This is a genomic window from Halioxenophilus sp. WMMB6 (assembly GCF_033283405.1).
Lineage (GTDB): Bacteria > Pseudomonadota > Gammaproteobacteria > Pseudomonadales > Cellvibrionaceae > Halioxenophilus.
This window is the reverse complement of the sequence record NZ_JAWMQR010000001.1, coordinates 1170445-1194695: the sequence shown is the minus strand read 5'-3', so window position 1 is coordinate 1194695 and position 24251 is coordinate 1170445. Positions and strand designations below refer to the sequence as shown.

General features: G+C 56.3%; 24 protein-coding genes. 19 read left to right on the top strand and 5 right to left on the bottom strand.

Annotated features, from left to right (window positions below; all coding sequences use genetic code 11):
• Positions 1 to 13 precede the first annotated feature (13 nt).
• Together SBL51_RS05075 and SBL51_RS05070 are read left to right on the top strand one after the other, a co-directional pair.
• A complete protein-coding gene (locus SBL51_RS05075) occupies positions 14 to 958 on the top strand; it encodes an alpha/beta hydrolase (RefSeq protein WP_317929654.1) in 945 nt (314 codons plus the stop codon).
• A gap of 11 nt (positions 959 to 969) precedes the next feature.
• Complete coding sequence (locus SBL51_RS05070; RefSeq protein ID WP_317929653.1) at positions 970 to 2073, top strand: phospholipase A; 1104 nt, start codon at positions 970 to 972, stop codon at positions 2071 to 2073.
• Positions 2074 to 2124: 51 nt separating this feature from the next.
• On the opposite strand, the gene SBL51_RS05065 is transcribed toward SBL51_RS05070, so the two are convergent.
• Positions 2125 to 2997 carry a DMT family transporter gene (locus SBL51_RS05065; protein WP_317929652.1) on the bottom strand — a complete coding sequence of 291 codons (873 nt, stop codon included), beginning with the start codon at positions 2995 to 2997 and terminating at the stop codon, positions 2125 to 2127.
• Between the two features lie 119 nt (positions 2998 to 3116).
• On the opposite strand from SBL51_RS05065, the gene SBL51_RS05060 reads away from it, so the two are divergent.
• The gene (locus SBL51_RS05060) at positions 3117 to 3575 is read left to right on the top strand and encodes an NUDIX domain-containing protein (protein WP_317929650.1); all 459 of its coding nucleotides are present in this window, start codon (positions 3117 to 3119) and stop codon (positions 3573 to 3575) included.
• 16 nt (positions 3576 to 3591) lie between these two features.
• Here SBL51_RS05060 and SBL51_RS05055 read toward each other — a convergent pair whose 3' ends face one another.
• Positions 3592 to 4149, bottom strand: a complete 558-nt coding sequence (locus SBL51_RS05055; RefSeq protein ID WP_317929649.1) for a TetR family transcriptional regulator — start codon at positions 4147 to 4149, stop codon at positions 3592 to 3594.
• 105 nt (positions 4150 to 4254) lie between these two features.
• Here SBL51_RS05055 and SBL51_RS05050 point away from each other — a divergent pair, with 105 nt between their 5' ends.
• The gene (locus SBL51_RS05050; RefSeq protein ID WP_317929647.1) at positions 4255 to 4983 is read left to right on the top strand and encodes an alpha/beta hydrolase; all 729 of its coding nucleotides are present in this window, start codon (positions 4255 to 4257) and stop codon (positions 4981 to 4983) included.
• A 92-nt stretch (positions 4984 to 5075) separates the two neighbouring features.
• Here SBL51_RS05050 and SBL51_RS05045 read toward each other — a convergent pair whose 3' ends face one another.
• Entirely contained in the window at positions 5076 to 6551 is a 1476-nt protein-coding gene (locus SBL51_RS05045) for a fatty acid--CoA ligase family protein (protein WP_317929645.1), read from the bottom strand.
• 435 nt (positions 6552 to 6986) lie between these two features.
• Here SBL51_RS05045 and SBL51_RS05040 point away from each other — a divergent pair, with 435 nt between their 5' ends.
• From SBL51_RS05040 to SBL51_RS04995, 10 genes are all read left to right on the top strand, one after another.
• The gene (locus SBL51_RS05040) at positions 6987 to 7964 is read left to right on the top strand and encodes a nuclear transport factor 2 family protein (RefSeq protein ID WP_317929644.1); all 978 of its coding nucleotides are present in this window, start codon (positions 6987 to 6989) and stop codon (positions 7962 to 7964) included.
• 76 nt (positions 7965 to 8040) lie between these two features.
• Positions 8041 to 8421: a VOC family protein gene (locus SBL51_RS05035; protein ID WP_317929643.1), complete on the top strand. Its 381-nt coding sequence runs from the start codon at positions 8041 to 8043 to the stop codon at positions 8419 to 8421.
• A gap of 216 nt (positions 8422 to 8637) precedes the next feature.
• Positions 8638 to 10659, top strand: coding sequence for a thiamine pyrophosphate-dependent enzyme (locus SBL51_RS05030; RefSeq protein WP_317929641.1), 2022 nt, complete (start codon positions 8638 to 8640; stop codon positions 10657 to 10659).
• Between the two features lie 20 nt (positions 10660 to 10679).
• Entirely contained in the window at positions 10680 to 10910 is a 231-nt protein-coding gene (locus tag SBL51_RS05025; protein WP_317929639.1) for a lipoyl domain-containing protein, read from the top strand.
• 645 nt (positions 10911 to 11555) lie between these two features.
• A complete protein-coding gene (locus SBL51_RS05020) occupies positions 11556 to 12935 on the top strand; it encodes an aromatic ring-hydroxylating oxygenase subunit alpha (protein WP_317929637.1) in 1380 nt (459 codons plus the stop codon).
• A gap of 16 nt (positions 12936 to 12951) precedes the next feature.
• Complete coding sequence (locus SBL51_RS05015; protein WP_317929635.1) at positions 12952 to 13632, top strand: SDR family NAD(P)-dependent oxidoreductase; 681 nt, start codon at positions 12952 to 12954, stop codon at positions 13630 to 13632.
• Positions 13633 to 13656: 24 nt separating this feature from the next.
• Positions 13657 to 13977: a 2Fe-2S iron-sulfur cluster-binding protein gene (locus tag SBL51_RS05010; protein ID WP_317929634.1), complete on the top strand. Its 321-nt coding sequence runs from the start codon at positions 13657 to 13659 to the stop codon at positions 13975 to 13977.
• A gap of 98 nt (positions 13978 to 14075) precedes the next feature.
• Positions 14076 to 15479 (top strand): CoA transferase, encoded by a 1404-nt coding sequence (locus SBL51_RS05005; protein ID WP_317929630.1) that lies wholly within the window; start codon positions 14076 to 14078, stop codon positions 15477 to 15479.
• Entirely contained in the window at positions 15476 to 16921 is a 1446-nt protein-coding gene (locus SBL51_RS05000) for an amidohydrolase family protein (RefSeq protein WP_317929628.1), read from the top strand. The genes SBL51_RS05005 and SBL51_RS05000 overlap by 4 nt, the downstream gene beginning before the upstream one ends.
• Before the next feature lie 49 nt (positions 16922 to 16970).
• Positions 16971 to 17888 (top strand): enoyl-CoA hydratase/isomerase family protein, encoded by a 918-nt coding sequence (locus SBL51_RS04995; protein WP_317929627.1) that lies wholly within the window; start codon positions 16971 to 16973, stop codon positions 17886 to 17888.
• On the opposite strand, the gene SBL51_RS04990 is transcribed toward SBL51_RS04995, so the two are convergent.
• Positions 17857 to 18873 carry a zinc-dependent alcohol dehydrogenase gene (locus SBL51_RS04990; RefSeq protein WP_317929626.1) on the bottom strand — a complete coding sequence of 339 codons (1017 nt, stop codon included), beginning with the start codon at positions 18871 to 18873 and terminating at the stop codon, positions 17857 to 17859. The genes SBL51_RS04995 and SBL51_RS04990 overlap by 32 nt on opposite strands.
• A 145-nt stretch (positions 18874 to 19018) precedes the next feature.
• Positions 19019 to 19528: a hypothetical protein gene (locus tag SBL51_RS04985; protein WP_317929625.1), complete on the bottom strand. Its 510-nt coding sequence runs from the start codon at positions 19526 to 19528 to the stop codon at positions 19019 to 19021.
• A 504-nt stretch (positions 19529 to 20032) separates the two neighbouring features.
• Between SBL51_RS04985 and SBL51_RS04980 the strand changes: the two genes are divergently transcribed.
• The 5 genes from SBL51_RS04980 to SBL51_RS04960 all read left to right on the top strand — a co-directional run bounded on the left by SBL51_RS04980 (position 20033) and on the right by SBL51_RS04960 (position 24231).
• The gene (locus tag SBL51_RS04980) at positions 20033 to 20728 is read left to right on the top strand and encodes a TetR/AcrR family transcriptional regulator (RefSeq protein WP_317929623.1); all 696 of its coding nucleotides are present in this window, start codon (positions 20033 to 20035) and stop codon (positions 20726 to 20728) included.
• Between the two features lie 46 nt (positions 20729 to 20774).
• Complete coding sequence (locus tag SBL51_RS04975; protein ID WP_317929622.1) at positions 20775 to 21839, top strand: ABC transporter substrate-binding protein; 1065 nt, start codon at positions 20775 to 20777, stop codon at positions 21837 to 21839.
• Between the two features lie 85 nt (positions 21840 to 21924).
• Positions 21925 to 22530, top strand: a complete 606-nt coding sequence (locus tag SBL51_RS04970; protein WP_317929620.1) for a hypothetical protein — start codon at positions 21925 to 21927, stop codon at positions 22528 to 22530.
• A complete protein-coding gene (locus SBL51_RS04965; RefSeq protein WP_317929618.1) occupies positions 22523 to 22879 on the top strand; it encodes a transcriptional regulator in 357 nt (118 codons plus the stop codon). The genes SBL51_RS04970 and SBL51_RS04965 overlap by 8 nt, the downstream gene beginning before the upstream one ends.
• A 131-nt stretch (positions 22880 to 23010) precedes the next feature.
• Entirely contained in the window at positions 23011 to 24231 is a 1221-nt protein-coding gene (locus SBL51_RS04960) for a cytochrome P450 (protein WP_317929617.1), read from the top strand.
• Positions 24232 to 24251 lie beyond the last annotated feature (20 nt).

The window sequence follows — 24251 nt, the reverse complement described above, 5'->3', positions numbered from 1 at the left end:
CTAGGGAGTTCATATGGATGTCGATAGCGAGGCCACCATGTCAACCACTCGACCGGTGGTGAGTGGCTGGCGGCAAGGTACCGTTGCGGGTAATGGTGTTGATCTTGTTTATGAGGAGCGCGGTCCAGCCGATGGCCCGGTGGTGTTATTAATTACCGGTCTCTCCTGGCAACTGATCCATTGGCCAGAAGAGTTTTGCCAGCCACTGCTCGATGCCGGGTATCGGGTTATCCGCTTTGATAACCGCGATGCGGGCTTATCGTCCAAAATTCCCGGCCGGGTAAAGTTCGATGTTATGCAGTCGGCCATTATGCGCCATTTTGGCCTGCCTGCCAGTGCCGACTATACCCTGCACCACATGGTGGACGATGTAATCGCACTGCTCGATGGCTTGCAGGTCTCCCGGGCACATCTGGTGGGCGCCTCAATGGGGGGAATGATTGCCCAACTGTGCGCGGTGAAAGTGCCTGGGCGGGTGGCCAGCCTGACATCAATGATGTCGTCTACCAACCACCCGTCGCTACCTACCGCCGAACCCGAGGTGTTAAAAGCACTGTTTGCCAAGTCTGTGGAACATTCGACGGAGGCCATCGTTGAGCGCTCTTTTCTGTTTCATCAATTAATCGGTAGCCCCGCTTACCCGACGCCTGACTCTGAATTGCGTGAATTGTGCCGCACGGCGTTCGAGCGCTCCTATCGCCCGGGCGGGGTGATGCGGCAACTGCATGCCATCATTGCCACGGGCAGTTTTGAGCACAAACTGCTACGGGTAAAGGCGCCGACCCAAATTATTCATGGTGATGCCGACCGAATGGTGCCCCTTAAGTGTGGCCGGCGCACGGCGCGCGCTATCGATGGGGCGAAACTCGAGGTTATTCCCGGTATGGGGCACGATTTTCCGTCACAACTGCTGCCTAAATTAGCTGACTTATGCCTGCAAAATTTTCAGTGTGCCTGAAAGCAGTTTTTATGGCTGACCGAAGAGATTATTGGGGTTGGTTTTACCCCTTTATTTTGAGTGTTGGAATCTGTGGCCAGGTCGGGGCGGAAGAGTTAACGGCGGACGCATTGAAGGCAGAGGATATCTGTCTGTTAGAAGCGCTCAAGCAGGCCAGCGATGAGGCCAGTGTCGCTTCGGTGCGTGAGGCCTGCCATCTGTTATCGCTACCAGAGAAAATCGAGAAGGCGGCCGCCTCGGAAGAGGCGACTGTCGATGAAACTCTGGTCGGGGATCGCCCGGTCGACGCCTCTTTGGATGAGGCTTTAAGTGCGGCGGGCCGTCGTCGATTGCTGGAAGAGGCTGCTTACCAAAACCGGTTTGCCCTGGAACCTCACCGGCCCAACTATTTTTTACCTCTGGTCTTTTTGGCTGATGTTAACGATCAGCCGTTTATCAATGATTACGACGATAAACTGGATCGTTTTGAGATGCAGTTTCAGCTCAGCATTAAGGCGACCCTGGCCAAGGGCGTACTGTTCGACCACGGTACCCTCTACGCCGCATACACCAATCGCTCCTATTGGCAGGCCTATAATGCCGATGTGTCCCGGCCGTTTAGGGAGACCAATCACGAGCCTGAAATGTGGCTCGCTTTTGGCTCGCCCCTGCACGCCTTTGGTTGGCAGAATATTACCAACAGCCTCGGCGTTAACCATCAATCCAATGGCCGTGGTGGCGAAGCTTCACGTAGCTGGAACCGGGTCATCGCCAGCTCTGTGTGGTCGAAGGGCAATTTGGCGGTTGGTCTGCGTGCCTGGTATCGGCTGAGTGAAGATGAAAAAGAGTATGAGGGTGATCCGAGAGGGGATGACAACCCCGATATCGACGACTACCTGGGCTACTCTGACCTACAGTTGGCCTACACTCGCGACAAGCATACGGTTGGCCTCAATATTCGCAATTTTGTTACCGGTGCCAACCGGGGCTCCGTGGAGCTTACCTGGAGTTTTCCAATGGGCAAACGCTTTGGTGGCTACTTCAAATATTTTAACGGCTACGGCGAGAGCCTGATCGACTACAACGTGCAAACGGAAAGTGTGGGAATCGGCTTTCAGTTAAATGATTGGCTGTAAAATAATCCACTCAATTATTCCTCTTTTGCGCATATTCCTCCCTCCTCAGCTTTATTTGCGCATGGCCCACCAATTGCCCGCCAAAATTAATAGCAGTCCAAAACTGCCGGCTAAGGTCCATTGATACTCCTCAAACAGCGCCGATAGTTGCAGTGCAATGAAGGGAATCAGCATACTCATGTAGGCGGCTTTATCCGGCCCCAGGGTTTTGATCAGCCGTAGGTAACCGGCGAAGGTAATGATTGAGCCAAACAGCACCAGGTAGGCGAGGGCACCCAGGTAGGTGATACTGGTATCGAATTGCAACTGAGTGCCAAGTAACAGGGCGATAACAGCCATAGTTACAGTTCCGTAGCACATGGCCCAGGCGTTGATAGCCAATACAGAGAGCCCGGTATTGGTGTTGTGGGCAGCGGTGATATTCCCCAGCGAGGCGAGCAGGGTTGCGAAGAGGGCGAGCGCCAGGCCGGTAGTGGTAGTGTCTGCAAAAGTGAAATTTTGCAGCTCTTTGGCAAACAGCAGCAGCACGCCAACCAAGCCCAGGCAGCCACCGACGATGACCTGGCTTCGTATCGCCATTTTTAAGAAAATACGGCCGTTAAGCGCATTAAAAAAGACGATGGTGGAGAAGGTGGCGGCGATCAGGCCACTGGTGAGATGCTGGGTTGCCAAATACAAAATCCAGTAGTTGAGGCCAAACAGAAAACTGCCTTGCACAATCATCAAGCCATGCTGTTTTAAACTTAATTTCAGGGGCTGGCCCCGGATAAAACACCAGGCAAACAGCAAGCTGCTCGCCAAAGCAAAGCGGTAAATCACTGAAGCCAGTGGGTCTACCGTGCCAAGTTGTAAGGTGATGACAATCCAGGTGGAGCCCCATATCAGGGCAACTAAAAGATAGAGAGCGGTTGTGGCTAACGGCATGGGTGTCCTTACTTTTATAATTTTTGCCGGGCTGGCTGAGTTGGCCGTCTGGCGCTGCGGCAGCATTATTGGCACCCCAGTGGGTTTGCGTCCATAAAAAATTAAAGGTGTTCCTGGTTATGCAACATAGAATTCGGGCAGCGGGTATTTTGGTGCGCGGTGAGACTATCCTGTTGGTACACCACATCGATGGCAATAGCGAATATTGGATTCCGCCGGGTGGTGGTTTTGAAGCGGGTGATGGCTCAACCCGGGAGACGGTGCGCCGGGAAATTTTTGAGGAGACCAACCTGCAGGCGGAAATCGGTGAGCTGGTTTATGTGCGTGAATTTTATGAACCCATTAAAGATACCTACCACGTCGAGCTTTTTTATTGGGTAGAGAATTGGAAGGGGGAGCTCAGTACCGATAACCTGGCGGGCTTGGGGGGCGATGAGCATCTTATTCAGACGGTGCGTTGGGTACACCGCAGTGAACTGGAGCACCTAAAAATTTACCCCGATGAACTGCTCGATGATGTCTGGTTGTTAGCCTCAGCACCTATTCGCAATGCCCGGCATCTCGGGAGTTTTCGCTAACGATTTTCTTCCGCGTTTAATTGGCGTCGACAATGGCCTGCACGGTACCGGCTAACCATTCGTTTACACTCCTGCCTTTATGCTCACTTTTGCCAATGACCGGTATCTGCCGGGAATACATAACAAAACTGGTGGCCAGCATAAAAATCTCGGTGGCTCGTGCGACTTTATCCGTACCGTCCAGCCACTCGGCCACCGGTTGAATCACATACTCACTGACCACGCGTGTGGCGATCTCCTGAGCATCCGGGTGGCCCACGGAGAGGGCAATGATCGCCGGTGGTGTGATATTGATTTCGGAATCGGTGAAGAGCATCGCCAGGCGTTCGCCAAAGCCCGCTTTGGTGGGGGTTAATACTGTTTCAATGCGTACGGCATCAATCAGGGCGGCTTCAAACAGTCCGGCCTTGGAGCCAAAGTAGCGCATAAGCAGCGGTGAGCTGATGCCCGCCCGGGCGGCGATATCGCGAATACCGGTCTGGCTGAAACCCTGTTCGGCAAACAGTTGTTGTGCGGCCAGCAAAATGCTGGCCTTGGTTTTCTCGGCGTTACGTCGTTTCGGTTCTGGGCTCATGGCGCGTGCGTTTGTATTTTTTGGCAAGACTAACCAGCGTTTGACAAAAGGGCAATCCAGGCATAAGTTACCAGGTGATAACTTATAATAAAAGGCGGAGAAAATATGGCTACATTTGTATTGGTGCATGGCGGCGGGCATGGTGGTTGGTGTTATCAGCTGGTGGCGAAAATTCTGCGTGCCGGAGGCCATGAGGTTTACTGTCCCACTCTCACTGGCCTGGCGGAGCGGGAACATCTGCTGAGTGACCAGGTGAATCTCGATTTGCATATCACCGATGTGGTGAAGCTGCTGCAGTTTGAGGATTTGTCTCAAGTTATTCTGGTCGGCCACAGCTATGGCGGCATGGTGATTACCGGTGTTGCCGACCGTGCTACCGACCGCATTGGCAATGTGGTTTACCTGGATGCCGCTTATCCAATGAACAATCAATCCCTGGCCGATGTGGCGGAACCGCTAATGACCGCCGCTCATCGGGACGCGGAGGTGGTGGATGGGGTTGAGCTGGTGCTCTTCCCGGGTAAATTCCCCATGACGGAAAGCGACTACTACGGCGTCACCGATCCAGAATTGATAGCCTGGATGAAACCCAAATTAACACCGCACCCCTGGGCCTGTTTTACTCAAAAACTGGCGCTCTCTAACGAAGAGGCGATGCGCAAGCTGCCACAGTCGTTCATCGTCTGCAGTGCCAATGTGCAGGAGGAGTATCGGGAAATTCTCAACAGCCTCTGTGAGGGACGGTTTTGGGAGATTGATACCGGCCATGATCTGATGATCACCGAGCCGGAATTTGTCGCCGGGGCACTACAGCAGATCGCTGATCAGCTGTAGTACCGTCAGTAGTGTCTGGGTAAGTAGCAAATAAGCGCCCCGTGTTTTGGGGCGTTGACGTAGACGATTAAAGTGATTGGCAACCCCACTTATTAGCTGAAAAGTGCTTTTACCGCCGGACGGTGCACTTTAAAAGAGGGGGTTTTGGGCAGGGCATCGACAAAGCGCCAATGCACTGGCACGTGGGTGGCAAGTAATCGATCGCGAATATGTTTTTCGAGCGCTTCTATACTCGGTTGTTGGTGGCCTGAACGCACCTGAATGGCCGCACCGGGAACCTCAGTTAAACGCTGGTCGGGTATGCCCACGACACTGACAGCAGCGATATCGGGGTGTTGCAGCAGCGCCTTCTCAATGGTTTCGGGCAGTACCTTAAAGCCGCCGCGCATGATGGCGCCGTCGGCCCGGCCGCAGATAAACAGAAAGCCATCGGCGTCGATCAGACCAATATCCGAGGTGCGAATCCAGTGCTCGCCAATGCGCGGCGAGACCACCTCCAACAACCCCTCCTCGCCGATAGGCAGTTCATCGTAGCTCTCTGGGTGCACGACGCGGATCTTAAAGCCGCCGGGCAGCACTCGCCCGACACTGCCAAATTTGCTCTTGCCAAACTCTTCGTACAGGGCCCCGGTCATCGCGGTCACCGGGCCGGCAAACTCGGTGGCGCCGTAAGAGAGCAGAATGGGAATCTGGTAGCGTTCCTCAAAGTTGCGCTGCACGGTTGGGTCCAGTGGCGCGGCACCCACGCCCATGGTTTTCAGTGAGGCCAGATCCTCTTTGGGAATTTTTGCATCCAGCAGCATCTGCAACGCGGCTGGCGCCATACCGCCGGCACTGGGGCGGTAACGCACCACATAGTCGTGCCAGCGCTCAAGGTTGAAGCGGTCGAGCAGGACAATACGTTGATCTTTCACCAGCGCCGGTACCGTTGTGTAGATACCGGTGATATTGCCAATGGGAAAGAACAGGATTGTCGGTGTGTCATCGGCTTTATCGAAAATCTGGCCCGACAACAGGTTTTCACCCACCATCCATTTGCCAATCAGGGCGTAGGTGATGGGGAACTGTTTGGGGGTTCCGGTGGTGCCGCTGGTGAGGATCTGGATGTAGGGCTCATCGCCCTTGCTGTGGCTGGTGATTGTGCTGCGCTCACACTTGTCCACTGGTTGTGCCTGCATCTCGTCAATGGCGATGCCGGCAATGCCCAGCCGCTGTAGGGTTTCGGTGACCTCTGGCGAAAAGTCGTTAGTGCCCGCCACCACCACTGCTGGTTTTTGCTCTTCAATCTGCCGTGCCAGGCTGGCCGGTGATTGAAAGGCATAGAGCATATGGATATTGCGGCCTTTGGACATTAACGCCATCAGGGCCGCCAGTGCCGATGGCCGGTTGCGGGGCACAAAGGTGACCGGGGCATCGTCGGGCACGCCACTATCGGTCAGCAGTGCCAGCAGTTGCTCGCTAACCTTACGCATCTCGCCCCAGGTAAACCAGTTGCCTTCAAATTCAACGACAGGACGGTTGACGTCCCGCAGCAAGGTTTCGGCGCACAATTGTTGCAGTGTTTTCATCGTTTTTATTTCACTATAACCGTTGTTTTTCCAACGAGCGGGGCTCGCGCTTTTGTATCTGAAGGCAAATTGTCGGGGCGAACTAGGGTTCGGTCGAATTGCCGTGGTCGATACTTGGTTTTGGCAAGGGTTAAATTCCCACTGGCTATAGCCGTTTTAGGATAAAGTGCTTTAGACTGGACAACATTACCGTAATCTTATCCAAATATCTTGGTCTATCTTCCAGCTAGTCCGGACATTCTTTGTTGCTTTCGTCCAACTCTCGGCCCATGGAAAGCAGATCACTCGGGGGCTAGAATACACCGCTTGTTATCATTTGTTAACTGCTGTTATCATCCGGTTACATTTGGATCAGTTGATCACATTGGGCCAGCGGGGGCCTCTCGGTGACCAACGGGTACCTCTGTAATCAGCGCGCAACATTTGAAAGAAAATATGGATGAACAGGCCATAACCAATTTGATCTATCGCTGTGCCAGCCTCCAGGATCAGGGTGAATGGGGGGCCGCGGCAGAGCTCTTCGCCAACGCTCAGGTGGCGCTTTCAGCTGGTGGTCAGCCTTTGGATGCCGGTCAGTTGATCGCACTTTGGCGCAGCGAGGCGACGGGTCTAACTCAAGCTGGCGGTAGGCAGCGGTTGATCACCAATCCGGTGGTGGCGGTTGATCAAACAACACGAACCGCCAAGTGCCGGAGTTGTTACACCTTGCTAGAACAGGCTGGCTCGGCGCCGCCACATATGCTCGCTACTGGTGTGTATGAAGATGAATTTGAGTATGTCGCTGGTCAGTGGCGTTTTTCCCGCCGTCAGCGTCTGCCGCTGGCGGAGGCTAAGCGGGTAACAGATGAGCAGGCAGCCGCACCGACTTTAGATGTTACCGAGGATATGTCGCCCACCAAGCGCAGGATATTGGCGGCGGCACAACAGGTCTTCTCCACGGTGGGTTACTCCGAGGCAGGCATTCGCCGAATTGCTGAGTTGGTGGGGCTGTCACCCACTATACTCTTCCGCCATTTTGGTACTAAAGCAGCGCTTTTTGAGGCTGCCATGATTGATGCGATTGTCAAACCCAGGGCGCCGGTGGAGCGTACAAAATTTGGCGAACACATTGCGAGCTTGTTGTCTGACCCCTACCTGGAGAACTGCCCCCACGCCATGACGGTGCTTGCCACCGGCAATGAGGAGTCGCGGGAAATTGCCATTCGGGTTTTGGAGCAGTACGCCATTGGCCCCATGGTTGAGTGGTTGGGTGCGCCCAATAGTATCAGCCGGGCGCGGGAGATTATGGCGTTGTGTGCAGGCTTTGCTCTGTACCACTCGCAATTGAATGCGACCCAACCCAGGCAGGTCGACTCGCATATGGTGAAGTGGCTGGCGCGGAGTATTCAAGCCGTGGTCGACGGGGCCGAGTGAGTTTAATTTAACAGCTGCAGTGCGGCTTTAGTGAATAAAAATACGCGTATGCGAATAATGAAAGTGGGGTGAGGTGATGATTTCTCATATCAATCTGGGTAGCAACGATCTGCCACGGGCAGAGGCGTTCTATAACGAATTTCTCAAACTCTATAGTGGCCAACTGGGGTTTAAGAATGAGCGCACACTGTTCTACCTGCTCGGTGATGGCAGTGGCGCCAAGCTGGCGATCAACCTACCCTTTAATGGTGAACCCGCAACTGTTGGTAATGGCACTATGGTGGCGTTGGCGGCTGCCAATCCCGAGGAAGTGAAAGCCGTTTACAGCAAAGCGATGGCGTTAGGGGCGAGTTGTGATGGCGAGCCGGGGGAGCGTATGGATGGCGCCCTTTATGCGGCTTACTTCCGGGATTTGGACGGCAACAAATTCGGTGTCTTTTGCCAAATGGTTTCCTAGTTAAATCGGTTTGCTGACCGTTTGCACCGACGACAGATGACGCAGGAAGAGGGCCAGTAAACGCAGTTTCTGCAATATGGCTGGCAATAAAGGCCAATTCTGTCAGAATGCGGGGTTTGGCACTTTTTGTCATATGGGCACCGCTGGCCTATGAGTTTGAAAACTACAACAACATTAAATGCTGTTAAGAAATTCTAATTAGAGAGGAGATAAATAATGGCAGCTGACATCAAGTCAATTGATCCAGGCACGCTCACGGAGATCTACCGCCAGATGTCGCGGATTCGTGAGGTGGATAAAGCCATCCAGGCGGGGCTGTCCAGTGGTAAATTTATGTTCACCTATTGGCCCATGACCGGCCAGGAAGCCATTCCCGCGTCAATCGCTCCTCTGATCTCCAGCAAAGACCACATGGTGACTATTTATCGTGGTATCCACGACCAGGTTGCCAAGGGTGTGCCGCTGAAAGGTCTGTTTGCTGAAGCGCTGGGCCGAGAAGGCGGTGTTAACAAGGGTAAGGGTGGTTCACCGCATATCTCCGATCCAAGTTCCGGCTCCATGCTTACCACCGCCATTGTTGGCGCGGGCGCGCCTATTGCCAACGGTTTGGCGCTAGCCGAGAAGATGCGCGGCACCGACGCGGTAACCATTGTTAACTTTGGTGATGGTGCCACCAGTATCGGTGCGGTACACGAAGCCATGAACCTGGCCGGTGTTTGGAAACTGCCAGTAATCTTCCTCTGCCAAAACAACCAGATTGGTGAGTACACTGCCATCCCTGACTACACCGCCAGCGAGGGCTTCACCGCCCGGGCAGAGGCGCTTGGCTTCCGCGGCGTTACCCTGGATGGCAACGATCCAGTTGCCTTCCACAATGGCATGAAAGAGATTATCGACAGTGTCCGTAGCGGTAAGGGCCCGGTATTTGTTGAGGCCATGACTCTGCGTCTTGGGCCCCACGCCGGTGTCGGCTGGAGCCACCTGCTGAAAGGCGACGAGCTGGCGGCTGCGAAAGAGGCCTGGCCAGTACCGGCAACCCGTAAGGCGTTGTTGGAAGCGGGTATCTGCACCGAGGAGCAGCTGGCCGCCATCGACTCAGAAGCCGTAGCCGAAGTGTCCGACGCCGTTGAGTGGGCCATGAACAGCAAGGTCACCGGCGAAGACGAAATGCTGCTTGACGTCTACGGCGACCCAGATACTGTGCCGCGTCGAGGTCAGCGTGTGAAGCGTGAGGCGGAGCCAGCGTTCACCGGTGAAACCAAAGAGATGGCTATGTTCGAAGCGGTGCAGGATGCACTGGACCTCTCCATGCAGCTGGACGATCAGGTCTACTGTTTGGGTGAAGACATCGGCGACGACCCAGGTGGTGTATTCAAATGTTTTAAAGGTATGCAGACCAAGTGGGGTGAGCGTATCCGCCCAACGCCGATCGCCGAGCAGGCCATTATTGGTTGTGCCACCGGTTCGGCGCTGGTGGGCATGCGTCCGGTTGCGGAAATTATGTTTGCCGATTTTATTGGCGTCTGTATGGATCAGCTGACCAACCACGCGGCCAAGCAGCGCTATATGTCTGGTGCGACCACCAACGTCCCCATGACCGTGCGTATGATTGCCGGTGGTGGCATCGGCGGCTTTGGTGCCCAGCACTCACAATCCACCGAGGCGATGCTGTTGCATCAACCCGGTTTGAAAGTGGTCTACCCAAGTACCCCAACCGAAGCCAAAGGTTTGTTGATGAGCTGTATCTTCGACGACGACCCCTGTATTCAGTTGGAATCGATGATGCTTACCTACGCATTGAAAGAGCAGGTGCCGGTAGGGGACTACCGTATTCCGTTAGGCGTGGCTAAAGTTAAACGCGAAGGCACCGACATTACCCTGGTCACCTATGGTTGGCAGGTCATGCAGTGTTTGCTGGCTGCGGAGGAGCTCGCCAAAGAGGGAATCAACGCCGAGGTGCTCGATCTGCGTACCTTGCTGCCGTTGGATTATGATCGTATTCTCTCCTCCGTCGAGAAAACCGGCAGAGCTTTGGTTGTACATGCTGCTGTGGAATTCTGTGGCCTGGGCTCAGAGATTGCGACCACCATCAATGAGGAGCTGTTTACCAAGTTGAAGGGGCCTGCTACCAGATTTGGTGCAGCTTACGCTCCGATAGCGTATTCAAAAACCATTGAAACCGCGCAAGTGCCCAACGTTGCCAGCATCGTTACACGCGTTCGCGAAATGTTTAAATAAAAGAAAGTAAGGGGATCTTAATGTCAACATCATTAACCATACCAAAGCTTCAGATGTCCAGCACTGAAGGAACCTTAGCTGAGTGGCTGGTAGAGGACGGTGCAACTGTTGAAGAGGGGCAGGCCATCTACTCCTTGGAAACCGATAAATCCGTGCAAGAGATCGAAGCCCCTGCTTCGGGTAAGCTGGTGCAGAAGATGGCGGCCGGTGAAACCTACCCAGTGGGAACCGAGATTGGCGAAATCGTTTAAGCTTGTCGCCAAACTCAGGTAAGTCAAATAACTGGCCCTAAATGGGCCAGTTATTTTTTGGGTGTCAGACCGCCTTTTTCAGCAGTTCCTCTGTTCTATACAAATAGCTTTGTTTTGCAAAGTTACTCTTCCGCTTCCCCTCCGTGCAATACACCACAAACTGCCTGATTTTCGATGGCAAAATCATATCTATCTGAAATATAAGAATATTTTAAAATTTTACGAGGAGATTGGTGTCAGCTTTCCAACAGGGGTGTTGAGTTGATGTTTAACACCACTGTTGTATACTTCCCGCTCCCGTTAGCCACTCTTCAAGGGTGTTGGGGCTCGGCATCTAGCGCTCGGGCGACGGATCATTCGCCACCGATTTACGGGGTAACACGCCACGGAAAATGACGCGCTGCCGAAAACGAATCGCACAGTCGAAAGCGAATAGTGGCGTTGTTTAATGGGCGGTCGAGTGGCGAGCTGAGCCTATGGCTAAGCGCCAGAGAAGTGATTGACGGGTGACGGGAAGGGGTATTCCCACTGCTACTCAAGCTGGACAAGGTTAAGCAGGCCCGAATACCTGTGCGGGCCGGTTGCAAACAATAACGATTAAAAACTATTAAAACTTGAAAGATGCGTTCGCCGGGAGCAGGAGATATGTCCAATACAGATACGGAATGGCCAGAGAGTTGGCAAGTGTATGCCCATGGTTTGGCCACTGGGCGTTATACCGACCCGGCTTTTTCACAGCTGGAGTTCGATAAGCTCTGGAATCAGGTATGGCAGGTCGCCTGCCGCCTCGACGAAATCCCCACTGCCGGTGACTACACCACCTACGACATCGGGCGCCAGTCGGCCACAGTAGTGCGGGTCGATGACAATACCGTCAAAGCCTACTTCAATGCCTGCCCACACCGGGGCACCGCTCTGTCAGAAGGGTGCGGCGCCTTTGAGCAGAACCGTATCATGTGCCCTTTTCATGGTTGGAAGTGGGATCTTAACGGCAACAACTTCTTCATCATGGAGCCCCAGGAGTTCAAGGACGGTAAGTTAACCTCTGAGGACGTGCCCCTGAAAGAGGTTCATAGCCGGGTCTATGCCGGGTTTGTCTTCATCAGCTTTGCGCCAACCCCGGAAGATTTCGACGAGTTTATCGCACCGGTAAAAGGCTTCCTTGAGGACCTCGCCGTTGGCGATATGCGCCACTACTGGTGGCGCCGAATTGAGGGCGACTGCAACTGGAAAGTTGCGCAGGAGGCCTTCTTCGAGACCTACCACGTACCCTGCACCCATCCCCAGTTGGACCCGTTGGGCAAAAAGGTGATCTACGAAGATCTCCACAACCCCGGCGCACCTCTGCAGCACGCCCATGTGCAGTACGAGGGGTTGGAGCAGGGCCACGGCCGCTTCTACGCTGGCGAAAAGCCCATGTCCAGTAGCGACACCACGGCCAAGCCGGAGCAGCTGGAATACATGATCGAACACATGCAACACCTGGTCGACGAGATGGATGCCATGGTGCTGCAGCGGGATGTGGATGTGGCGGTCGGCTTGCGTGGCAAACCGGTTGCGGAGGGCTCCTCCTACGGTGCCGAGTTCATTAAAGCTATCTATGCCGATGCGGCAGGAGAGCAGCGGCCAATGCCGGTGCCCAAGCCGGAGACCGCCGCCATGTGGGGTGGTGAAGTGTTTATCTTCCCCAACCTACTGATATTGCCAAATTTGGGTAATGTGATGATGTATCGCATCCGCCCGAATGGCGACGACCCCAATAAATGTATTTTCGAGATCTTCTCTACCACCACCTACTCACCCGCTACCGACGTGCCGCGGGCGGAGCCAATGATTGTGACCGATGCCACCGACCCGGAACAGCTCTTGCTGATACCGCGGCAGGATTTTGGCAATGTTGCTAGAATCCAGCGCGGACTACACTCATTAGGGTTGAAGAAGATCTGGCTAGCGAAGCACCACGAGGTGATGATTCTTAACATGCACCGATGGTTGGACAAATACCTCGGCGCGCCAGAAGCTTAAAAAACAAGGTAATCTTATGGATTTGAATGGAAAGGTCATTGTAGTAACCGGCGGTTTGGGTACCCTGGGCCGGGCAGCCACCGCCGCCGCAGTTGCCGCCGGAGCCACCACCGTGTGTGTTGACTTTGTTGACGGCACCCCTGCCGATGGCGTTATTGCGACCCCGGCGGTTGATCTGGGTAATGCCGAAGCTGCTAAAGCTGCGTTGGCGGCGATCGCGGAAAAATATGGCAAAATTGACGGCCTGGTTAACATCGCCGGCGGTTTCGCCTGGGAGACAGTTACCGATGGCGCCATCGATACCTGGGACAGCATGTACCAGATGAACGTACGCACCGCTGTTAACGCCTGTAAAGGTGCTATACCCTTCTTCCCGGAAGCGGGAGGACGCATTATTAATATCAGTGCTGCCGGCTCTATCAAGGCCGATATGGGTATGGGTGCTTACGCTGCTTCCAAAGCGGGTGTCGCTAAATTGACCGAAGCACTGGCACAAGAACTAAAAGCACGTAATATTACGGTCAACGCTCTGCTGCCGAGTATCATTGATACCAAACCCAACCGGGACTCCATGCCCGATGCGGATGTCTCTACCTGGGTTAGCCCGGCAGCACTGGCTGATGTGATCCTATTCTTACTTAGCAAAGCCTCCGAACCTGTCACTGGTGCTCTGATACCAGTCATGGGTCGGGTTTAAATTTTCAAGGGAGTTAGTACCTAGATGCCAAAAGTTGTATATATCGACCACCAGGACAACGAGTACGTGGTAGAAGTCGAGAACGGTGAGAGTTTAATGCAAGCCGCACTGGACAATGATGTACCAAGTATTTTGGGTGACTGCGGCGGCGCCTGTGCCTGTGCCACTTGCCATGTCTATGTCGATCCAAGTTGGATGGAGAAAGCCGGTGAGCCCAGCGAGACCGAAACTGAAATGCTGGATGGTCTGATTGATCCGCAGCCCACCAGCCGCTTGTGTTGTCAGATCTTCATGAGCGACGAGCTGGACGGTATCACCGTCCGTCTGCCGGAATCTCAGTTCTAAATCTCCTCCCAAAGCCCGGCAGACGCTGGGCTTTACCCTTCTGCGCCCCGGTTTTTCCGCACTTTTCCCATATCGGCACTCCTGTCTGAAGTGCGACCTTGGCAAAGCGTATACTTATGGCCCACCACCCCAGCCAGCCGCCATCCTCCAGCCAGCCAATGGTCACGCCGTGGCAATACGCCAGTTCGCTGATGAAAAGTCTACCGCGCCAGGCACCGCTGCTTAGCCGGGATGAGCGGTCAGCGGCGGTACTTTGGGCGGGCTCGGGTGCTATGTGGTTAACCGGCCATCCGGGACAGGAGTGCGGCCAACGGTCGTTACCGCTGGCCGCCTGTGCCGTCGGTGCCTGGCAGGCCCTGGATGCTCTCAGTGGCGGGCGTTTGGGTGGTGGTGAGCAGGCGCATCAACTGTTGGGTGAGCGGGCAGCTATCGCCGGCCTCTCCCGCCAGGGGCGGGTCTCTGCCGGCGGTGCTTGTCATTTACTCGACTGCCGCGATGGCGTACTGGCCGTCAATCTGGCGCGCAGCGATGACTGGGAGTTGCTGCCCGCCTGGCTGGAGAGTGATGTCCATGATCTGCCTGCACTTAGCGGGCGGGTGGCAGAGCTTGCGCTCGACTACCTGGTTGAGCGCGCCCGGTTGCTGGGCCTGGCCGTAGCAGCCGTTGTGCCGCCCACGCCCCGCAACCACTGGTTCAACTGTCAACGCCTGCATACGCCCTCCACAACACCCACGCGGCCACCGTTGGTTATCGACTTGAGCGCGCTCTGGGCCGGCCCTCTCTGTGGCAGTCTGTTGGCTCAAACGGGTGCGCGCGTCATTAAGGTGGAGAGCAGTCATCGCCCGGATGGAGCCCGGCGGGGGCCCAAGGCGTTCTATGACCTGCTCAACAGTGGTAAACAGAGCGTATGTCTGGACTTCCGCAGTGAGCAGGGACGGTCGCAGTTGCGGCGGTTGTTATCGGCGGCGGATATCGTTATTGAGGCGGCCCGGCCGAGAGCGCTGCGCCAATTGGGAATCGACGCGGAACAGCTGATCGCCGAGCAGCCGGGTAAGGTGTGGCTCAGTATTACCGGTTATGGCCGCCCCGAGCCTCAGGGGCACTGGATAGCCTATGGCGATGACGCCGGCGTGGCCGCTGGGCTGAGCTGGCTGTGCGGCGGTGATAGCGGCGACCCGGTCTTTTGTGGCGATGCCATTGCCGATCCGCTCACCGGCCTCCATTCGGCGCTGCTGGCCTTGGCCTATTGGCAGGCCGGGGGCGGCGTGCTGTTGGATGTCGCTTTAAGTGAGGTGGTAGGCTACTGTATAACGGCCGGTAATCGGCAATCGAGCGAGCTGCTGGCAGCGCTTACGGTCAGCCCCCCATCGGCCAGAACGCTTTCGGCTGGAACCCCTTTGGCTGGAACCCCTTTGGTTAGTACTCCTTTGGCTAGAACAACAGCGACAACGGCAGCCGATCTGGGCGCTGATACAGAACAGGTTTTAAGGGAATTGACGTGAATCAGGGAGAATCGGCACCAGTGGTGCAATCACAGGCTACCCTTTTGCGGCGGGTCGAACTGCTGGAGCGGGGCGTCTTTGACCTGCGCATCCGCGCGGGGTTGATTGCCGATATCGCCCCGGTGTTAGCGGAAGAGAATACCGACCGTGTGCTTGATGGCGGCGGTAATCTGCTGCTGCCCAGTCTGCACGAACACCATATGCACCTGTTTGCCACGGCGGCGGCGAAGAGTTCTGTTGAGTGCGGCCCGCCCAAGGTGAACAACGCCCGCGAGTTGGCAGCGGCACTGGTTGCGGCCACGCCCGGCGCTGGTGGCTGGATCCGGGGTACCGGCTTTTACGATTCGGTTTACCCGGAACTCGATCGCCACTGGCTCGACTCGGTATGCCCCAATACACCGGTGCGCATTCAGCATCGAACCGGCATGCTGTGGGTCTTCAATAGCGCCGGTTTGGCATTGCTGTCGCACACAGGTCAGGAGCCCGAAGGTGCGGAACGGGACCGACAGGGCCGATTGACGGGGCGCTTTTACAATCTGGATCAGTGGTTGGCGGCGCGGCTGCCATCGCGCTGGCCTGATCTGACCGAGCTTTCGGCCAATTTGGCGGCCTGCGGCATTACCCATGTCACCGATACCGGTGTCAATAACGACGAGCAGGTGTGGCAGGCCTTGCACGCCGCGGTTGCGCAACGGGCGCTGCGCCAGTCGGTGCTGGTCATGGGCCAGGCTAGCCTGGCCGAGGCCAGCTTACCCGCCAGTACCCGGTTGAGCCTCGGGCCGCTCAAACTCTATCTGCGGGAGGTCGCACTACCCGAACTGGAGGCTTTTAGCGGCCAGATTGCCAACTCCCATACCCGGCAACGCCCGGTGGCGATTCACTGCGCCACGCTGGTGGAGTTGCACTTTGCGCTGGCCGCTTTTGAGATGGCTGGAAGTATTACTGGTGACCGTGTTGAGCACGCCTCGGTGGCCGATGACGCCGCTATCGAAAAACTGGCTGGTCTGGGTATTACCGTGGTCACCCAGCCCAACTTTATCGCCGAGCGTGGCGATTACTACTTGCGTGAGGTCGAGCCCATCGACCAACCCTGGCTCTATCGCGGCCAATCCTTTCTGAAGGCGGGGGTACCCTTGGCGCTGGGCAGTGATGCCCCCTACGGCGAGATCGACCCCTGGGCGGCGATGCAGGCCGCAGTGGAGCGAACCACCCTGGGCGGCCAGGTAATTGGTGAGGGTGAACAGCTAACGCCGCATCAGGCGCTCAATCTAGTGGGAGGCTCTCCACTTGCCCCGGGCAGCGGCTTGCGCGATCTGGCGGTTGGCCAGATGGCCGACCTGGTGCTGTTGGATCTGCCCTGGCGTCAGCTGCGCCGCCAGTTTAGTCGCCGCCATGTGCGGCTGACCTTCAGCGCCGGTGAATTTATCTATCAACGACGGTAACCATTAGCTCCATTACCGGCTTTAAACTTAACCAATCCGTGGGCCGAGCATGCCAACAGCCTCTGATGTTCAGATCCTAGCGGTCGCAGATCTACCGGCCGAGCCAGAGTGGTTGGCTCTGCAATCCACACCCGTTGTTGCCTATGGCGATCAAGCGCACATTAATGCCGATGTGATTGTGGCCGATGAACAGGCCGCTGTTGGCCTGGCCGAGAAGATTGCCACCCAGCCCCAGGCGTCACTGGTGCTGGTACAGGTGTTGCGCGCCGGTGAGCATCTATCGGCCAACTTGGCGTTGGACCTGGAGTCCTTGGCTTTCGCCACGCTGCAAGGGGGTGGTGAGTTTGCCGCCTGGTTGGCTGGCCGTAACGAAGCGCCTGCCCAAGTGCGCGGTGAAGGGCCAGCGGTGCTACTGGCGCGCAGCAACAATGAGCTCTTTGCCTGCCTAAATCGCCCGCAGCTGCGCAACTCCATCACGGTGGAGATGCGTGAAGCGCTGGTGGAGGCGCTGGAGCTGCTCCTGCTGGATGACTCCCTCACCAAGATGATTCTCTCAGGCCTTGGCGACTGCTTCAGCGTGGGTGGTGAATTGCGGGAGTTTGGCACCGCGCTGGACCCAGCTACGGCCCACTGGGTGCGCACGGTGCAAAGCCCGGCCCGCTTGCTGGCGCGCGCCAGTGAGCGTCTGGAGTGCTGGCTGCACGGTGCCTGTATCGGCTCCGGGCTGGAGCTGCCGGCTTTTGCCAAGCGGGTAGTGGCCCACCCCAAAACCTTTTTCCAACTGCCGGAATTGCAGTTGGGCTTGATTCCGGGCGCAGGGGGAACGGTTAGTATCAGCCGCCGTATCGGCCGCCAACGCACCGCCTGGATGGCGCTGAGTGGTCGCCGGGTGAATGCCAAAACCGCGCTGGCGTGGGGGCTGGTCGATGAGTTGACTAGCCCGGATTGGGTGCCACCTGCACCTTAGTCTCCCGATGGGGGCGGCGCAGTAGGGCAAAGGTGGCAGGCAGGTCATCCAGGCCGACCACCTTGCTGATCAACAATTTTGGGTCGACATGGCCGTTATCCATGGTACGGGCGACATGCTCAAAATCGCGCAGGGTATAGCCCACGGGAAATAACAGCGAGACCCCTTTCATACCAGCAATAGCCGGGATAAAACTGTCTGGTGCGGTGCAAAATCCCAGGGAGACCAGTTTGCCCAGTGGTCGCACCAGTGCCAAGCCATGGGCCAGAAAACCCTCGGCCCCCACACACTCCAGGACGATATCCGCCGGCCCGCCCAGTGCCTGTGCAATACGCTCGGCTTCATGCTCGCCGCTGCAGACAAAGCCATCACCGCCCATCTGGCCCACCAGCTCTGCCCGTCGGGGGGAGCGGGAAACCGCGACAATGCGCCCGGCACCCAGCCGCTTGGCCCAGTAGATGGCACACAAGGCGACAGTGCCAGCGCCTAACACCACCACCCGGTCACCCACCTGCATGCCTGACTGCTGAATGCCGTATAAACCGACCGCCATGGGCTCGATCAGGGCACCGTCGGCCTGACTGAGGGTGTTGGGCAGTTTCACGGCCACCGCGGCCGGGACTCGCAGCAGTTCGGCAAAACCACCCACCACACCAGGTGCAGCTCGACAGAGGGTGAGGTTACCCTCGCGGCAGGCGGGGCAATTTACCTGGCCACAACCGGTGGAGGGGAGGGCGGTTATCAGGTCGCCAATTTTGAAGTTGGTGACGGCACTGCCCACGGCCACCACTTCACCGGCGTACTCGTGGCCGAGCACCGAGTTGGCGGGAAAGTCGAAGTGGTGGCCGGAGGTGAGGTGCAGGTCGGTGCCGCAGATACCACAACGGTGGACTCGAATAATCAGGTCGGTGGCGCCGGGGGTTGGGTCTGGCAGGTTTTGTATGGTGATCGTCTGGCCTTGGCCTGGGTAGACAGCTGCTCGCATAGGGGTGTACCGCTCTTCTTTGGTTCTTCTTTTTGTTGTTTAGTAGCCGGTGCCGGAGTTCGTTATCAGCGATCCGAACCGTGGCCACAGCCTTCGCTGCTATCAAACAGTGGCAGCAGTCGCTCAACCGTCGACGGCGAAGCCTCTAGTTAGCTGGAACCTTAGCAAAATAGGCCAGGCCCGCCGCCTCGGGCCAGATAAACTCCAGGTAGTGGCCAAGTGGTGGGATATCGACAAAGCAGTGGCGCATAAAGCCGTGATCTATGTTCTCCGACAGCAGCGGCCAACCCTGCTTGGCAACCGTTGTTTGCAACGTCAGCCATTGTGCCTTGGTGTAAATCAGGAAGCCCAGATGGTGTAAGCGAAAAGCAAAGTCGGCGTCTGGCAGGGCTTTCATATAGAGGTCCGACCCCGGCCCCTCGGCCGTGATCAGTTCATAGAGGGTGTTGCCCATCCAGGCCAGCTCTACCCGGATATAACCACCGGCCGCCATTTTGCCCTCCAGTCGCCGAATCTGGTGGATGCCCAGTTCCTTAAACTGAGCGAGCGCGCGTTCGATATCGTTGGTGGCATAGGCGATTTGGAAGTGGTCGTTGGTCAGTAGTCCCTGGGCGTTGGTGAGGTTCAGTTCGGGCCGGCGTATTCTGCTGGTCATGGTCGTGCTTACAGAGCTGCGGCGCACCGCGTTGGTGGCGTCATTATTATTCCCTTAATTGATAGTAGAAACGATTTTTTAGAGTCGCAACTTCTGGGGGAGGCGAGTGGTGATGGGGGGGTAGCGGCGACTAACGATCGCTAGCTGTGATCAGCGGTAGCGTTCGAGCACGGGTTCGTTGATTTCTATTGCATTTTGGCTTGGGATTTAAGATAGTGAGCGCTATCTATATTGGTCAGTCCATATATTGTTGGCCTCCTACGTGAACTGCTAGGGCGCTAGCTGATTGGTTGATCCGATGGTCAGGAGTAATTAAAAAGTTTTTTGTGGCGTTTGTGCGCCAGCAATTTTGCTGGCGTTTTTTTTCGCCCCAGCTTCTGTATAGGGAACACGCTGCTAGCTCCCGGGGTTGATGTCACACCTTGCCGAGGTGGTAAGTTAGCCTGTGTTGGTGTGGCTGGGTATCATGCAACCAACGTGATTGAAGCCGTTGGAGAGATAGAGATGGCAAAGGATTCCACCCGTAGCGGCACTACTTCCCGGACAGCCGGCGAAGCGCTACCAACAGGCCGACGAAAACGCCGCACACCGGAAGAGATTATGGAGCGGCTGCTGTCGGCGGCGAGCGAAGAGTTTATGCAATTTGGTTTTGCCGGTGCCACCACCGCAGCCATTGCCCGAAGGGCAGATGTCACCGAAGCGCAGCTGTTTCGTTACTTTAACTCCAAGGGGGATATCTTTCAGGCGGCCATCTTTGCCCCGCTGGGCAGGCTTCTGGAATCCTTTACCGAGCGCTACGCGGTGCATATTAAACCGACGGACAACATTCGTAGTGTGGTGCGCAGTTACATCATGGATCTGCTCGCGTTTATTCGGCAGCACTCCAAAATGTTTTTGTCGTTAATCGTCGCGGAGGCCTACGCCTCGGATAAGGCCCAGGGGGTGAGTGGCCTACAGGGGTTGCACCTCTATTTCGAGCGCGGCGCCAAAGCGATGGAGTCGCGTTTGGGGGAGCAGACCCCGGTCAATGCCCAGCTGATGGTACGCGTCTCGTTTGCGGCAGTGCTGGCTTGTGTGCTGTTTAAGGATTGGATATTTCCGGAAAATTTAGCCACTGCCGAGCAGATTGATAACGCCATCATCGCTTTTGTGATCGATGGTATTAACGCCAACCCAGACCCGGGTTTAAGTGAGCTATAGCGGTGTCCGGTTTACGCTCGTTGAGTGCGGTTAAGCACAACAATCTATGAACAACTCGATAAAGGTTGGCCTGCTGAACGACCTGGCCAGCACTCCGCCCAGCCCATCCGACCTGGAAAGCTGGCTACAGCGAGTGGCCGATGACTATTGGGCTGCGGGTCGTCTGCCGGCACCGGTGCAGTTTATCAATGGTTGGGGGCTGGGCTTGCCCGAGGGCTCCGCCGCTAACGTACTGGCGGCTTATCAGCAGTTGGTTGCAGAGCCGGTGGTGATGGTAGTGGGGCCGGCCATTGGTGATAACGCCCTGGCAGTGACGCCACTGGTAACTGAATTGCAGGTGCCGACCATCAACTGGGCCGGTTCCGAGCGAGCCCGCAGTGAGTGGATGTTCCAGTTGCAGATTGGCTCCCACGAAGATGAATCAATCCTGTTGGCGCGCTTTCTCGAGCAACAACAGGCCCGCTCGGTGGCAGTGGTTTACGACCAGTCGCCGATTGGTGATGGTTATCGACACTTTTTTCTGGCCGAGGCGAATCGTCTGGGGTGCTCCCCAAGATTGCAACTGGGGGTGCCGCCGGTAGCGGAGGCGCTGGCTGAGGATGCCTTTGTGGCGCTCGCCAGCACGCCGGTTGATGCCGTGGTCTATCTGGGCCTCGGCCATGTGTTGCCGACCCTGGCGCTGGCCTTGGCCGGGGCTCAGTTCAGCGGTTTGACGCTGGCTACCAGTGCCGGTATTCGCGGCTATCAGCCTGGCGTCGGCGCGGCACTGGAGGGGTGGATCTACGCCGACCTGGTCAGCGAACACAACAGCACGCTTGTGGCTTATCGCCAACGGCTGAATCTGCCGGCCCGGCAAAGCTTGGCGGCGGCCAAGGGTTACGATATGGGGCGCCTGGTGATGGAGGGGCTGGCCAGGGCACCGGCTCTCACTCCGGCCGGTGTGCGCCAGGGGTTGGAGCTGATCAAATGGCTGCCAGCGAGCCTGGGGGAAGAGGGCACCCTGTTGGGTTTTGGGCAATGGCAGCGGGGCGCTTTGCAGGGCCGATACCTGGTGTTGCGCCAGTGGTTGGCGGGAGACTCCTGTTTGCTTAAATACTCCTCTGGTAATTGACCAGGCTCCGCCTGAGATGTACTCTGCATTGCAAAGTGAAATCTCTGCCTGAGTTCGATAACAATAATTTAAGAGGCTAACGGCCGTGAAAGATGTCGATCAAGCGTTACTACAAATCGCCAACATTCGAGCACAGTTGGCGGCCAATACCCGTTTTTTGGGAATCTCCCCCGAATTCAATCTGGTCATGGCGGGCCTCGCCGCAGTGATTGCCATGACTCAACACCAGTTCCTCTCCGCCGGTGACGACCTGGGAATCATCACCCTCTGGGCGACCGTGCTGTTGGCCTCCGGTGGCATAGTCTCCGTCGATGCACTCACCCGGGCCAAGCGCCTGCACGGTCGCTGGGGCAACACCATGTTGGCGGCACTGCTATTGAAAATTCTGCCCTTTCTGGTGGCGGCGGTGGTGTTTACCACGGTAATCGTCAACTACCTGCCGGAGCAGATATGGTTGGTGCCGGGTATGTGGCAGCTGTTAATCGGGTTGACCGGCTTTGCCGTGTTGGCCAGCGTGCCGCGGGCCATGATTGTGGTGGCGGCCTGGTTTTTTTTGATGGGAAGTTTTGTCCTGGTGGCCGCGGCTGAACAGCAGAGCCTTTCACCCTGGATGATGGGTGTCCCTTTTACTTTAGGGCAGTTGGCGGTGGCCTATATTCTTTTTCAAGCAAGGGAGCGTGGTTGTGAGTAATGAGAAAGCGGATGCGCCATTTGCGTATCATGGGTTGGATCGTGTTTTTCATGAAAAAGCTCGACTTGGCATTGTCAGTTCCCTGGTTACCCAGGCTAAGGGGCTGGCATTTTCCGAATTGAAAGCATTGGTTGGTTTAACCGATGGCAATTTGAGCCGGCACCTGCAAGTGTTGGAAGAGGCGGGGTTTATTGCTATCCAGAAGGGATTCGAAGGCAAGCGTCCGGTGACTCACTGCACCCTGACCGCCCTGGGTCGCAATCAGTTTTTGGATTATCTGGATGTGTTGGAAGAGGTGCTGCGCACAGCGTCTGTTGCCCGCGAAGTCACGCCCGATTCCATTCCCTAGAATCAGCCCGTGAGGGTTGATTTTTTTTGGCAATTAGCTTTGCAATGTAAAGTAAAAATAATAACAAACAGGCCCACCGTACAGTGATAGCGAGTCGGGTCTTAATCTGAGCATCAAAGAGGTTTCAGTCAATGACACAATCCCAGCAGGCAGAGCAGCCTATTCCCGATCACGTGCCCGAGGAGTTGTTCAGAGATTTTAATATCGATGACTACACCCACGAATTGGATGACCCTTATCTGGCCGGCGCCAGACTGTTGGATGGGCCGGATATTTTTTGGGCCACCACCGCTTGTAACGGCCACCCGGGTTGGGTGTTAACCCGCCACCAGCTGGTGGCGGAGGCCTACGCTGATCCTGAGCACTTCTCCAGCGAACGGGCCGACTTGGCCGCCATGGGGGTGACCTGGAAATTAAATCCGCTGGAATACGATCCACCTGTGCACCAAACCTACCGCCGGCTGCTTAACCCCATGTTTACCCCCAAGGCAGTAATGGCGATGGGCGAGCCGGTGAGCCAGGTTTGTAACGAGCTGCTGGATGCCATTGCCGAGCGTGGTCAATGTGAATTTATCGCTGATTTTGCCGAGAAATTTCCCTCCTATATTTTTCTGGATCTGATGGGCATGCCGCGTGAAATGCTCAATCAATTTATGGAGTGGGAGCGCCTGATTTTACGCGCGCAAGACCCACGCCATAAGGCCGGCGCGTTGCTGAGTGTGATTGCCTATCTGGATGGCTTTGTCGATCAGCAGATGCAAGATCCCACTTCGGAGGTGATGAAGGGCATAGTCAACGCCCAGTACGAAGGCGAGCGCTGCCTCAACAAAGGCGAAATTATGGGTATGGTCACACTGCTCTATATCGGTGGCCTGGATACCGTCTACAGCACGTTGGGTTGGATATTTCAGCACCTGGCGCGCGACCAGGCGCTGCAGGAGCGGCTGCGCAATAATCTCGATCTGGTCCCCCAGGCGGTGGATGAATTTCTGCGCGCCTATCCGGTGGCTATGCCGCATCGCAAGGTGAAACAGGATTTCGAATTCCACGGTGTACAGATGCGCAAAGGCGACCATGTGTTAATGGCCACCTTTGCCGCCCATCGCGACCCCCAGGCCTACGCCAATCCCCATCAGGTGGATATCGATCGCAAGCCCCGGCACATGGCCTTTGCCGCCGGGCCACACAACTGTTTGGGTATGCACTTGGCCAAGCGCGAATTGCGCACCGTGGTCGAGGCGGTGGTCTCCCGCTTTAAAAATATCCGCTTGCCGGAGGGCGAAAAGCCTGAATTCCATACCGGTGGTACCTGGGGACTGGATCGCCTGGTGCTGGCCTGGGACAAGATTTAATTCAACCTACATTGCTGCGC

Bases quoted from the DNA above. Each gene is read 5' to 3' on its own strand.
- SBL51_RS05075 (WP_317929654.1), top strand. From the start codon at position 14: ATGGATGTCGATAGCGAGGCCACCATGTCAACCACTCGACCGGTGGTG.
- SBL51_RS05070 (WP_317929653.1), top strand. From the start codon at position 970: ATGGCTGACCGAAGAGATTATTGGGGTTGGTTTTACCCCTTTATTTTG.
- SBL51_RS05065 (WP_317929652.1), bottom strand. From the start codon at position 2,997: ATGCCGTTAGCCACAACCGCTCTCTATCTTTTAGTTGCCCTGATATGG.
- SBL51_RS05060 (WP_317929650.1), top strand. From the start codon at position 3,117: ATGCAACATAGAATTCGGGCAGCGGGTATTTTGGTGCGCGGTGAGACT.
- SBL51_RS05055 (WP_317929649.1), bottom strand. From the start codon at position 4,149: ATGAGCCCAGAACCGAAACGACGTAACGCCGAGAAAACCAAGGCCAGC.
- SBL51_RS05050 (WP_317929647.1), top strand. From the start codon at position 4,255: ATGGCTACATTTGTATTGGTGCATGGCGGCGGGCATGGTGGTTGGTGT.
- SBL51_RS05045 (WP_317929645.1), bottom strand. From the start codon at position 6,551: ATGAAAACACTGCAACAATTGTGCGCCGAAACCTTGCTGCGGGACGTC.
- SBL51_RS05040 (WP_317929644.1), top strand. From the start codon at position 6,987: ATGGATGAACAGGCCATAACCAATTTGATCTATCGCTGTGCCAGCCTC.
- SBL51_RS05035 (WP_317929643.1), top strand. From the start codon at position 8,041: ATGATTTCTCATATCAATCTGGGTAGCAACGATCTGCCACGGGCAGAG.
- SBL51_RS05030 (WP_317929641.1), top strand. From the start codon at position 8,638: ATGGCAGCTGACATCAAGTCAATTGATCCAGGCACGCTCACGGAGATC.
- SBL51_RS05025 (WP_317929639.1), top strand. From the start codon at position 10,680: ATGTCAACATCATTAACCATACCAAAGCTTCAGATGTCCAGCACTGAA.
- SBL51_RS05020 (WP_317929637.1), top strand. From the start codon at position 11,556: ATGTCCAATACAGATACGGAATGGCCAGAGAGTTGGCAAGTGTATGCC.
- SBL51_RS05015 (WP_317929635.1), top strand. From the start codon at position 12,952: ATGGATTTGAATGGAAAGGTCATTGTAGTAACCGGCGGTTTGGGTACC.
- SBL51_RS05010 (WP_317929634.1), top strand. From the start codon at position 13,657: ATGCCAAAAGTTGTATATATCGACCACCAGGACAACGAGTACGTGGTA.
- SBL51_RS04995 (WP_317929627.1), top strand. From the start codon at position 16,971: ATGCCAACAGCCTCTGATGTTCAGATCCTAGCGGTCGCAGATCTACCG.
- SBL51_RS04990 (WP_317929626.1), bottom strand. From the start codon at position 18,873: ATGCGAGCAGCTGTCTACCCAGGCCAAGGCCAGACGATCACCATACAA.
- SBL51_RS04985 (WP_317929625.1), bottom strand. From the start codon at position 19,528: ATGACCAGCAGAATACGCCGGCCCGAACTGAACCTCACCAACGCCCAG.
- SBL51_RS04980 (WP_317929623.1), top strand. From the start codon at position 20,033: ATGGCAAAGGATTCCACCCGTAGCGGCACTACTTCCCGGACAGCCGGC.
- SBL51_RS04975 (WP_317929622.1), top strand. From the start codon at position 20,775: ATGAACAACTCGATAAAGGTTGGCCTGCTGAACGACCTGGCCAGCACT.
- SBL51_RS04960 (WP_317929617.1), top strand. From the start codon at position 23,011: ATGACACAATCCCAGCAGGCAGAGCAGCCTATTCCCGATCACGTGCCC.